The 12,309-nt window shown below is 45.3% G+C and carries 8 protein-coding genes; 1 reads left to right on the forward strand and 7 read right to left on the reverse strand.

Annotated elements, in window-relative coordinates:
- Nucleotides 1–131 precede the first annotated feature (131 nt).
- From PseudUWO310_RS03580 to PseudUWO310_RS03605, 6 genes are all read right to left on the reverse strand, one after another.
- Nucleotides 132–2,099: an APC family permease gene (locus tag PseudUWO310_RS03580; protein WP_142599072.1), complete on the reverse strand. Its 1,968-nt coding sequence runs from the start codon at nt 2,097–2,099 to the stop codon at nt 132–134.
- A gap of 30 nt (nt 2,100–2,129) precedes the next feature.
- Entirely contained in the window at nt 2,130–3,662 is a 1,533-nt protein-coding gene (locus PseudUWO310_RS03585) for an NADH-quinone oxidoreductase subunit M (RefSeq protein ID WP_142599074.1), read from the reverse strand.
- 97 nt (nt 3,663–3,759) lie between these two features.
- Complete coding sequence (locus PseudUWO310_RS03590) at nt 3,760–5,631, reverse strand: NAD(P)H-quinone oxidoreductase subunit F (RefSeq protein WP_142599076.1); 1,872 nt, start codon at nt 5,629–5,631, stop codon at nt 3,760–3,762.
- A gap of 118 nt (nt 5,632–5,749) precedes the next feature.
- Nucleotides 5,750–6,100 carry a heterocyst frequency control protein PatD gene (gene patD, locus PseudUWO310_RS03595; protein WP_142599078.1) on the reverse strand — a complete coding sequence of 117 codons (351 nt, stop codon included), beginning with the start codon at nt 6,098–6,100 and terminating at the stop codon, nt 5,750–5,752.
- 241 nt (nt 6,101–6,341) lie between these two features.
- Entirely contained in the window at nt 6,342–7,883 is a 1,542-nt protein-coding gene (locus PseudUWO310_RS03600) for a glycine betaine ABC transporter substrate-binding protein (RefSeq protein ID WP_142599080.1), read from the reverse strand.
- Nucleotides 7,884–7,958: 75 nt separating this feature from the next.
- Nucleotides 7,959–8,738, reverse strand: coding sequence for an ATP-binding cassette domain-containing protein (locus PseudUWO310_RS03605; protein ID WP_055074470.1), 780 nt, complete (start codon nt 8,736–8,738; stop codon nt 7,959–7,961).
- Nucleotides 8,739–8,956: 218 nt separating this feature from the next.
- Here PseudUWO310_RS03605 and PseudUWO310_RS03610 point away from each other — a divergent pair, with 218 nt between their 5' ends.
- Entirely contained in the window at nt 8,957–9,718 is a 762-nt protein-coding gene (locus tag PseudUWO310_RS03610) for a transposase (RefSeq protein ID WP_142599082.1), read from the forward strand.
- A 190-nt stretch (nt 9,719–9,908) separates the two neighbouring features.
- Here the strand turns inward: PseudUWO310_RS03610 and PseudUWO310_RS03615 are convergent, their stop codons facing one another.
- Nucleotides 9,909–12,287 carry a GUN4 domain-containing protein gene (locus PseudUWO310_RS03615; RefSeq protein WP_142599084.1) on the reverse strand — a complete coding sequence of 793 codons (2,379 nt, stop codon included), beginning with the start codon at nt 12,285–12,287 and terminating at the stop codon, nt 9,909–9,911.
- Between the last annotated feature and the right edge of the window lie 22 nt (nt 12,288–12,309).

Here is a 12,309-nt window from a genome sequence, read left to right on the forward strand (position 1 = left end):
ATAGAGAGTTGCGGCGCGAAGCGCCGCAACTCTCTATTGGGTTTGATGCTTGTCCTAACATTATTGGCTATGGCTATAAGTTCAGATAGCTTTCCATTGTATCGCAAAATTATTTTGGTTCCTACAAATTGCTATCCCCCGACATGAATCCCTGGTCGTTTTTTAGGGTCTTTCTCGACGGTGCGCAACACTTCGCGAGTGACAATCGCGATATCACCTTCTCCAAATAGGATAAATCGCATCAAGTATTGCAGGGGGTTTCCCTCTGCCCAACCAAAGTAGGCATGGGGCAATTTATGGGTGCGCTCGCGAATATCCAGTAATATTGCAGCGATCGTATTGGGAACTGCCGCGCCACGCGATCGCAAGATGCGATAGTTGCCTACCTGATGCCCTTCAATATGAATTGTACCTGCGAATTCTGAGGGATCGGAAACTTGAATCTCAAGGAAAATCAAGGGATCGTCCACGGGCAAATGGTGTTCTTGGCGAGTATCGGTTTCTTTTTGGCAATATTCGCCATCGTCTCCTCGGTTAGGGCGATGGGCAATGACTCGCACCGTACGTTCGGTGGTAGTTTGGATGAAACTTTCGGCTAACTCATCCATTTCTACGCGATCCGATCGCAACTCAGTAGAACGCCATACTCTAGAAACTAGGGAAGTTACGACAATACTGGCAATGAAAGTACCTGCAATTCTAATGCCTTCGGGTCTTTCGATGATATTGGTGATCGTGGTGTAGATAAAGACTAAGGTAATCGTACTAAATAGAAAGATCTCTCCCCGCTTGCCTCTTTTATAGGAGGCTAAGGTTACGGCAAAGGCCGCCGAAGTCATCAGTACCAATACACCTGTGGCATAGGCTCCCCCTTGGGCTTCGACATTAGCTTGGAAGATCAAGGTAACCACAAAGGCGATCGCGGTATAGACCAAAACCAAAGGTCGCACCGCCAAAGTCCAGTTAGGAGCCATGCCATAGCGGGGTAAATAACGAGGCACAATATTTAACAAGCCCGCCATCGCTGAAGCACCTGCAAACCAAAGGATCGAGATGGTGCTGATGTCATAAATCGTGCCAAACCAATCACCGAAAAATTGATGGGCAAGAAAAGCAAGGGCGCGACCATTGGCTTTACCACCGACAGCAAACTCTGATGCGGGGATTAATAGAGTCGTTACCACACTACTGGTTAACAGGAAAAAACTCATAATCCAAGCAGCACTGGTCAGCATTTTATAGGTATTGTGGATTCGGCCAGTGGGGACTTCTTCCGTATCATCACTATTGCCCTTCACCAAGGGCATGACCGCCACACCTGTCTCAAAGCCTGATAGTCCTAGAGCTAACTTTGGAAAAACTAAGACGGAGATCCCTAACAGCATTAAGGGGCTTTGATGTTCTACTAATAAAGCTTTTTGCCAGTTAGCGATCGTTTCAGGATGGGTCGCAATATTTTGCAGACCAAAACCTATGATGACAAGATTAAGCAGTAGATAGACAACTACTAGCAAGACAGCAATACCGATCGCCTCCCGAAAGCCCTTGAGAAATACGGCTCCGAGTAAGGCAACTAGTATCAGCGTAATTGGTACCATCTGCCCGTGAAAGAAAGCTGGTACGAGGGGATTCTCTACAATGTGAGCGGTCGCATCGGCAGCGGATAGAGTAATCGTAATAATAAAATCCGTAGCCACAAAACCGAGCAAGCAGAGAACTAAAAGCTTACCCTGCCACCAAGGTAGCAAGCGTTCGAGCATGGCAAGCGAACCCTCACCATGGGGACTAGTTGCGGCTACCTTACGATAGATGGGCAACGCGCCAAAGAGTGTCAACAATAGCAAAATCAATGTTGCTATTGGCGAAAGTGCTCCTGCGGCAAGGGCAGCAATGCCTGGCTGGTAACCGAGGGTAGAGAAATAGTCCACCCCCGTTAAACACATCACCTGCCACCAAGCATGTTTATCACCATGTTTATCACTAGGCTTTTGGGGAGGCTCCCCATCAGTATCAGGATGCTGGTAGCTACCAGCTAAAAGCCATTTTTTTAGCCTTTGCGCAAATTCAGACTGATGAAGGGGGGAAACTGGGGAAGCCATAAAGCAAATTGGGGATAATACTCAATTAGTCTAAGGCACAGTTAGAGATTGTACTAGGGCAATTTGATTCGGCTTAGTCCGATTGGGGGCGATCGCATCGGCGGAGATCTCGATCATCTGCGTGGCAAAGTTGGGGATCAGTCCAAAGAAAACAATTATCAGCGCAAGGGCGATCGCGGGGAATTTTTCTTGCCACTTGGCAAAGGGAAAACTATTGATCGGTGGGCGATCTTTAGATTTTTCGACAGCAAGACGACCGAAAAATACGCGATCGATCATGATTAAGAAATAGACCGCAGTTAGTCCCGTTCCAATCATACAGAGCAGGGTTTGGAAGGGGAAAACCGCATAACTGCTCCGAAAAATTACAAATTCCGCAATAAATCCCACCATGCCTGGCGTACCTGCACTCGCCATCGCCGCCAAAATCATGAGCGAGCCTGTAATCGGCAAACCCCGTTCGGGATTGAGTAAGCCGTTGAGAGAGTTGATATCACGGGTTCCTGTTTTCTTATAAACAATGCCTACTAAAATAAATAGCAATGCTGAAATTAGACCATGACTGACCATTTGGAAAGTTGCGCCAACCAGCGAAAGAGGGGTAGCCGCAGATAGGGCGAGCAGAATATAGCCCATATGCCCTACAGAACTGTAGGCAACCATTTTTTTCATGTCGGTTTGGTTAATCGCGGTAAGGCATCCGTAAATTACGCTCACCACAGCCCAGATCGCCAAAAATGGCGCGATCGCCTGCCATGCATCGGGGAGTAAACCCAAGCCAAACCTTAGTAACCCATAGGTTCCTAGCTTTAACAAAACTCCTGCTAATAAGGTCGAAACTGGGGTTGAAGCTTCGACATGGGCATCGGGCAACCATGTATGTAATGGCACGATCGGGATTTTGATGCCAAAACCAAGCAATAGCAGAATGAGCAAAATCCCCTTGACGTTTTTGGAAGCTCCTTCCAGATTTAAGTCTTGATAGTTAAAGGTAAAGGCATTGGCATCGCCACTACCAAAAATTGCCATACCAAAGAAGGCGGCTAAAATCAGTACACCTGAGATTGCGGTGTAAATTAAAAACTTGGTAGCCGCATAGCCGCGCTTTTCCCCACCCCAGATCGCGATTAATAGATAAAGGGGAATGAGTTCCACTTCAAAGAAGAGGAAGAAAAGGAGTAAATTTTGGGAAAGGAAGGCTCCATTTACGCCACCACCGAGTAGTAATAGGAGGGGGAAATAGAGGCGGGGACGCTGGATATCATTACTAATATAGATGGCGATACTCAAAAGCAAGCCATTGAGTAGAAGGAGGGGAAAGGATAAACCATCTACGCCCAGTCGATAGGTGAGTCCGATCGGGTCTAACCAAGCTAGGGATTCGCCTAATTGAATCGTCGCGAGGCTGAGATCGAATTTGGTTAGTAAAAATATTGACCAGCCAAAGGTGGCGATCGCAATGCCCAAGGATATTCGGCGCAATTGTTGAGAATCGAGGAAAGCTCCCAAGAAAGTGATAAGGAGCGCCCCTGCGATCGGTACCCAAACTAATGTACTAAGCATATTTAACTTAAGTAGTTTTAAATAGTAATCAAGTAATCAAAAAGTAATTAAAAATAATTAAAATAATTAATTGTGAAGCGCCTAGGGCGCTTCACAATTAATTCAGCCCATAAAAAGCCGCAAATCCAATCAGAATTAGACCCACCACAATAGTCAAGACGTACTGCTGCAATCGACCTGTAACTGTATATTTGAGGCTCTCACCACTAAATATTGAGGCAAAACCCAAAAAGTTAACGGAACCATCAACTAAATAGCGATCGACCCAAGCCAAAACCTTGGAACCACCACCAACAATTAAAACTACCGTATATTTATAGATTGCTTGCACGTAAAGATCGTAGGCAAGTAAGTCCTGCACGGCTTTCCAAGCATTACGGGTAATCTTGGGTGGCATCGGTACTGAACTGCCAGTCTCGTAGGGTTTGATATAGATATATGCGCCGATCCCAAAGCCCATAAATCCTGAAGCTGATAGGAGGATGGTTTCCCAGATATTGACAGTGTTTAAGTCAATATCAACAAAGTGCCATGAGGGAAGTAGAATCGGTACGAGCAAAGTCACGATCGTTAGCGAGACGAGGGGAATCGCAACCTGCCAAGCCACTTCGGGAACGCGACGGGTTTTGGGCTGCACCTGTCCGAGAAAAACCAGCGCAAAAATCCGCATTAGTCCAAAGGCTGTAATACTATTCACTAATAGGGCGATCGCAATCAGCCAAGGGTTGCTAGCCCAAAAGGTCTCTTCCCAGCGCAAGAGCGTCCAAAAACCGCCAAAGGGAAGCATGGCAACTAAACCAAACGAACCAACGATAAAGGCGATCAGGGTTGCGGGCATTCGGGTTTTAATGCCGCCCATTTCAGTGAGATCTTGGGTGATAGTGGTCATCATCACCGCCCCTGAGCTTAGAAATAGCAGCGATTTACTGATGCCATGACTAAATAGCAAACCTAAAGCAAGGTCGGGCTGTTGCATCCCCACGGCGATAAATACTAGCCCGAGATAGGCACTGGTCGAATGGGATAGGGCGCGTTTGAGATCGATTTGGGCGATCGCCACTAGGGATGCACCGATCGCCGTAATCGCCCCAATTACCACAGTCAATTCCGCCGCCACGGGAAACAGCGATAAAATAGGCTGAAATTTAATCAGTACGTAGGCTCCTGCCCCTACCACTACGGAGTTTCGCAAAATCGAAGCAGGGTTGGGTCCCTCCATCGCTTCGTCGAGCCAGAGGTGAAGAGGGAACTGGGCACATTTCCCAAGGGGGCCAGCAATCAGGGCTAATCCCAATAGCGTGCCAAACTGTTGGTGTTCGGCAAAATAGGCGATCGTTTGGGGGGCATGAGCCCAAGTCTTGAGATCGGAAAAATTCAAGCTATCGGTCAGATTGGCGAGGGTCACTACGCCCATCAGCAGAAATAAATCGCCTACACGCTTAGTCCAGAAGGCATCCCTTGCGGCGGTTACTACTAGCGGCTGAGCATACCAAAAGCCGACTAATAAGTAGGTGGAAAGGGTAAGCATTTCCAGCAAGGCATAGCTAAAAAACAACGAATCGCTAAAGGCAATCCCTGTAATCGCCGCTTCAAAAAAGCCAATCAGAGCACAAAATCTAGCGATCGCCCAGTCGGTTTCCAGCGATCCCAATCCGTAAACCTGCGAGATTAAGCTCATCGTGGCGATCATGACCGATGCGCCAGCACTAATGGCAGAAACTTCAAAAGAGCAAGCGATATTTAAATCAAGGGATTGAAACCAAATAAACTCAAAATGTTGAGCTGGCTGTCCCCAAACCGATGTTAATAACCAACAACTATGCACTAGGGCAAGGACGGTCATCATCATGTTTAGGTAGACCGCAGGACGGGGACCAGTACGTCGGATTATCCTTAGCGACCAAGGCAGTGTTAGCCCTGCCCCCAACAGACCATAGCAAGGAAGCACCCAAGCTGTTTCTAGGATCATTGATTCTACTATAGAGTTTTTACTATGTTAATCTTAAAATGTATTAGATATGCTAAGAGTCTACCGCAAAAAGCTTCGCGCTTAAGCGATGGCAAGATTCGCTTTTATGCAGAAGACTTTATTCGGAAGACATTTCACAATAACGTTTTAGTAAAACAAAGCGATCGCCTGCTTGTTGGTGGCGCTTTTGCCATGTGGCGGGATTGCGGGCAGTTTGCAACAGGTTTAAGTCTACGCCAAGCATTTTGAGTTGTTTGTCAATTTCCACCTGCAAGGATAAATTTTGCGGCGTTATTTCTAAGGCGGTATTGATAATTTGCGACTGAAAAAAACCTTGGATTTCACCATGCGATCGCCTCCATTCTTTGACCTTGGTCGGAGATGGTTCTAGCTGTGTGGCGATCGCCGTTTGCAATATTTCAAGCTGGCTTCGCAATTGATGAATTAAATCTAAATAATTTTGTGACAAATTCTAAACCTGCAATCTAGAACTTCGAGTATAAAATAACTTTCTCCTTAGCGATTCCTTATTTATGACAAATCAAAAAACGAAAGATGAGTGGCGGCGCTTCGCGCCGCCACTCATCTTTCGTTTTTTATAGCCTAAGTCAGCCCATTAAGTAAACTTAAAACCTAGAAGAGCGTACCGCCCGCTACGCGGGCGGTACGCTCTCTGGTTTTGGTTTTTATGCCTAGCTACTTACTTGGTATTACTTAATGGGCAGCTTAGACCTCAGCCAATTCTTCACAACAGTTTCGACGGGTATCGCCTGACTATCGACTTGATAATTCATCTTTTGCATATCTTCGTTAGAAACTAAGCCTGTTAATTGAGCGATCGCGTTACGTACTTCGGGATATTTCTGTAAAACAGCTTGATTGACAATTGGTACTGCTTCATAGGGCGGGAAATATTTTTTATCATCTTCCAAAATAAATAAATTTAAAACGGGAATCAGACCATCAGTGGAATTGCCTGCGATGAGATCGACCTTCTTCTGGGCTAGGGCTTGATACATTAAACCGATGTCCATTTGCTGCGGCGGCTTGTCAAACTTTAAACCGTAAGTTTTGGCTAACCCAGCATAGCCATCGGCTCTTTCTAAAAACTCATAACCAAACCCTGCTTGCCATTGGGGAGTATATTGAGCTGCGTCAGATATCGTTTTGAGATTGAGGCGCTTTGCCTCATCACCGCGAATGGTAATCGCAAAGGTATTATTAAAACCCAAGGAAGGCATTACTTCTAATTGAAAATTTTCAGCGTAGTTTTGCTTGACCTGTTGATATACCGTCGCAGGATCGGTAATGGGCGATCGCTTTAATACCGCCGTCAGAGCCGTGCCAGTATATTCCACATAAGCCGAAATTTGTCCCGCTTTTACCGCTTCATGGCAAACAAAGGTTCCGCCCAAGTTAAAACGGCGATCGACCTGTAAATGGGTGCGGTTCTCAATTTGCTGCGCTAATAGCTCGCCGAGGATTAATTGCTCGGTAAAATTTTTAGAACCAATGATAATTTTTGCGGGAGCTTGTTGAAGGAGAATTGTCGCGATCGCGGTAATAATTGCGATCGCCACCATAACCACAATTGTGAATCGACGATTAGATCTTGATTGTTTTATCTTCTGCTGGGTAATCTTTTTCTCTAGCCAACCTAAGCCAAAATCGGCTATTAGCGCCATGATTGCAGCGGGAATAGCCCCTGCCAGAATTAATTGATTGTTAACTGTGGAAATGCCGCGAAAAATAAATACGCCCAATCCACCACCGCCAATCGCGGCGGCAATGGTGGCAATCCCCACGGAAATCACCGTTGCTACCCGCACGCCCGCTAAAATCACCCCTGTGGCAAGGGGCAGTTCCACCTGAGTTAATAATTGCCAATCGGTCATGCCCATTCCCCGTCCAGCTTCACGCACGGAGGGATCGATGTTCTGAATGCCAATATAGGTATTGCGGATGATGGGCAGTAGGGCGTAAAGAGTTAGCGCCACGATCGCAGGAGTTTTACCGATGCCCCCAAGAAATGGAACTGATATCAGAAAGCCAAAAATCGCCAAGCTGGGAATGGTCTGGAGAGCGTTAGCAAGTCCTAGAATTAAGGGAGCAAATTTCGGGCGGCGAGTAATCAGAATTCCCAAAGGGATGCCGATCGCAATGGCGATGATCATCGCCATGATTACTAAAACTACATGCTCACCACTAAGGCGCAAAATCTCCGATGTATATTGATTCAGAAAATTAAACAACTAAGTAATCTCCAATGGTTTTTATTGTGTCCCCGCCGAAGGTGTGAACACATGTGAACACAATTAATATCTGCTTCACAAATTAGTTGGCAAACAAGCCATAAATGCTTGAGCTTCGGGATGGGGCGATCGCATAAATTCTTCTTTAGTTCCTAGTACCACTAATTGACCTTCATGCATCAAGCCAATGCGCGTACCCAGAAAGAAGGCTTCTTGAATATCATGGGTGACAAATACGACGGTCTTTCCCAATTGCTTTTGTAAATAACGGAACTGTTGTTGTAATTCCAATCTCGTAATCGGGTCGAGTGCGCCAAAGGGTTCATCCATTAACAGAATCGGCGGATCGGCGGCTAAAGCCCTCGCAATACCGACGCGCTGGCGTTGTCCGCCAGATAATTGTTGGGGATAGCGATGTGCAAATATTTCTGGCTCTAGTCCCACTAAATTAAGCATTTCATCGACTCTCGCTTCGAGTTTGGGGCGCGACCATTGCAGCAAAGATGGAACTAGCCCAACATTCTCTCCAACGGTAAAGTGGGGAAATAAACCTGTCTCTTGGATCGCATAGCCAATCTTGCGCCTAAGAGCGATCGCATCCCATGCGAGGGTAGAGCGATCTTCTACCAAAACCTGCCCTGAAGTTGGCATCAGCAAGCGGTTAATTAATTTTAAAGTCGTCGTCTTACCGCTACCACTGCGCCCCAACAATAACAATGCTTCGCCTTGATTGATTGTCAAATTTACCCGTGAAACTAGCTCTCGGCGACCTACACGAAAGTTCACATCCCGAAATTCCACCTTGACCTCCGATAAATCAACATCTGGAGAATTTACGCTTGTTGATTGGGGCATATTACTCACTTCATGATTAGTAAGGCAATAAAATTGTTCTAAAAAATTGTTCTAAAAAATTGTTCTAAAAAATTGTTCTAAAAAACAATGTGCTTAGTCTACCCGATCGCCCAATATCTTTATTAGCATTCATGCGAGAAATGTCATCACGCTTTTGAAGACAATAGCGATCGCCTATATTTGCAGTTTCTACGCTTAACAATTAGCGATCGCGAATAATGTCCCGTCCCAAACGCGAATTACAATCCAATTTTTCCTATCACATCACGATGCGATGCAATAACCGCGAGTTTCGGCTGACTCGTTTGGAATGTCGAAAGGTACTTCTCTATGCGATCGCGAAATTAAAAGAGAAATACAGCCTCAAGCTCTATGCAATCTGCATCATGAGTAATCACATTCATTATTTGATGGAACCTGCGATCGCGGAAGAGTTACCCAAAATTATGCATTGGCTGAATTGGTATACTGCAATGTGTTTCAATCGAATGCTCAATCGGACGGGACATTTTTGGGAGAAACGCTATCACTGTACTGGGTTTGCTAATAGCGATCAGCAAAGGGCTTTGAATACTTTGCGTTATATCCATGCCAATCCCAAAGCGGCGGGTTTTCAGCGTGGATTTTTCTATGATTTTAGTAACTACGGTTCCTATGAACGCCTTACCGATGACGGATTGACTGAGTGGCATCCTGCTTTTTTGGCTTTGGGCAAGTCCTTGCAAGAATGTGCGGATCGTTATAAAGGGTTTTGCGAGAAATATCGACCCAAGCCAAAACCAGAAATTAAGCGATCGTGGGGTAGCAAGTTACTGTCAGGGCTAGGAATTGCGAGGGGTAGTCCCAAAAAATGTAAAGGTCAGATAGGGCTACCTTGGGACAGTTGGGAAGCAGAAAACGCCGAAATTTTGGCAGTGGCGCTGAAGTTTGTTGGGGCAAATGCTCTGAATCCTAAAATTGCTTTGATGATGTTGGGATGATCCCCGCTACCCCCCTTATGGAAGGAGGAAAGAGAAAAAGATGATATTCTCCCCCCTTTTTAAGGGGGGCTGGGGGGGATCTCTGAAATACCCTCGGTGACAGGTAACAAAAGTGCGGGTGACAGGTAACAACGTAAATGGGTTTGTAACGATTTCTTAATATTGGGCTGTATTGCTTATCTGCTACAGTTCACAAGTCTGGATGCGAGAAAAGAAGTAACAACACCCCCCGCCCCACCAATCCGTCAAACCCACCAAAGGGGAGATGTCCTGATTTATTTATAAATTTTTTATCAAAAAAATTAGAGTAGTCAGTCAAATATTTTCCTTTGTCCTTCCATGCGACGAGATCGCAAAATTTGTCCCAAGTTTCATCACTTGGATAGCTAAAATCTAGCTTACCACCACATTCCTCGTAAATTTGTTTCTGGACACTGAAACCATAGAGTCCATTGCTATGCTTTACCCAAAGGCGATCGATTGCTAATAATTCATCACATGGGAAATTGCGTAGTTCATCTGGTTCTAGCCATTGTCCCGATTCTTTGCCTACTGCACTTAGCATCAATTTATCGGTTTCGCGATCGGCTTTCTCCCATTCCTTTGCCTTGAGATATTCTTCTAACTGCTGATAGCGGGATTCTGTGACAGATTGCTTTACTCCTTCCAATGATTTCTGTTCGGCAATGGATAAATTTAAGCGCTTCTCAGACTGTTTATAGATGCGATAGGCGAGATCGGTATGCTTTTGATTTAGAGCTTCTTGGATTAATTTGGTTGGGTTAATCATTGCCGCATAAAACAAGGCGACATCCTTCCATGCACTAATTCCCAAGCATTTGAAGATTAGTTTTTCCCCACCTTCTTTCAACCTGACCAGTTCACAAGCAGCCAGAAATTCCTGAAAACTGAGATGGGCAAATTGGTATATATTTCCATCCTTCTTCACTATCAACTCGCTAATATTTTCCGATTGCTTCAGAAACTCTAGGGCTGATACATCAGAATCGATTTTTTCCAGCGCGGTCGCTATGTAACCCAGAAGATCGGCTTGGGAGATCTGCTTAAATCCCTCCTTTTCAAAGTGTTCTAGGGATATAGCTAAATCAGTGAGAAATGTCTTTGAGCCTCCACACATCATTTCTAACGCGACAAATTGCAATACTTCCTGACGCTGACTAATCGAATTGAGAACTAAGATAATACCTCTTGCACTCGCTCGCCGCCCCAATTGCAACTCGCAAATCTCTTGATATAGCTCCACCTTACGCTGTGGCAACTCCGAGCCTTGCTTATTATCGCGATGGAACCGCGCCATCATATTCAATAGCAACGCATTACCCGCAAGATCCTTAAGTTCGGGACGCGCATCAATTTGCTCTAATAGCTTATTCGCCTTTTCCGTTGCCTTGGCTTCCACATCAGGAGTATTGCGTCCACCCCTTGCATAGCGCTCTTGACACAAATACCACTGCACCACAAATTTCTTACGTTGTTCTTGATTAAAATCTTTAATCCAAAAACTCGCTGTTGGTTTTCTTGCAACATAGTCTTCCTTATATGCCGTGGGGCGCGATGTCAAAATAAATACTGATTCTGGATATTGGCGCATTGCGTCACTCAGCCAACTACTGACCTTTGCCCTTTCCGCAGGTGGCACTTCATCAAATCCATCAAACATCACCAAGGCATCACCACGCCTGAGAATATTTAGCGCCCAATTGCTCGGTACAGGCTCAAGAGGCTTAATTTTTGTCAATCTGCCGATGTGATAGTCGGTCAAAAGCTCGGGCAGATTCGGCGGATTCTCTTTAGTGATTTCTTTCCAACAACCTCCTAAAATCAATAAAAAGGGGATTAATGTCGGAACCTTATATCTCCGATAAGGCTCTTTGCAATATTCCTGAGTACTGTAAATATAGGCAAGATGCTTTAATAGTGTTGATTTCCCATAGCCACCCCATGCTCTAATCGCGATTTGTCGTAAACGATTGTCTTTTCTTACCAGTTCTAGTAATTGCCAAATTTGCAGTTGTTCGCAGGCTTCAGTTCTACTTTCAGCGCGATCGCGAAATTCATACCCTCTAGCCAACGAATCAGCACTTAATTCCAAAGGGACAAACACCTCTCGCAAGAGAGGATTATTTACAGGCAGATCGTCATCTTCGCGCATTCCCACGACATTGTCTTCATGGCAATCCCATTCTTGGCATTTGAGATATTTCTCAGTAAAGCCTAGCGATCGCCAAGATGCCGTGACATTTTCGCCAACCACATCTAGAACTCGATCTGCAAATCGATCTGCCGACTCCCCTAAACCCTTAAATCGCTTTTTATTACCTTCATGGATTGGCTTGATCGTTTCTCCACCATAGGAGATCAATGCACCAAGCAACATTGACGCGATCGCTTTGGGAATATCACTATCTTTGAAATATATCCAAGCTGCACCTGCTCCACCACCTACAAGACCACCATTTTTGATGATTATTGAAATAAAATTGATGACCTGTTCTTGGGTAGTTAATTTCGATTTATTAGCATTATTTGATTCTGGCTCTTGAGGCATTTTGCTTAGGACGATCGCATTG

It is taken from the genome of Pseudanabaena sp. UWO310 (genome assembly GCF_006861605.1).
Lineage (GTDB): Bacteria > Cyanobacteriota > Cyanobacteriia > Pseudanabaenales > Pseudanabaenaceae > Pseudanabaena.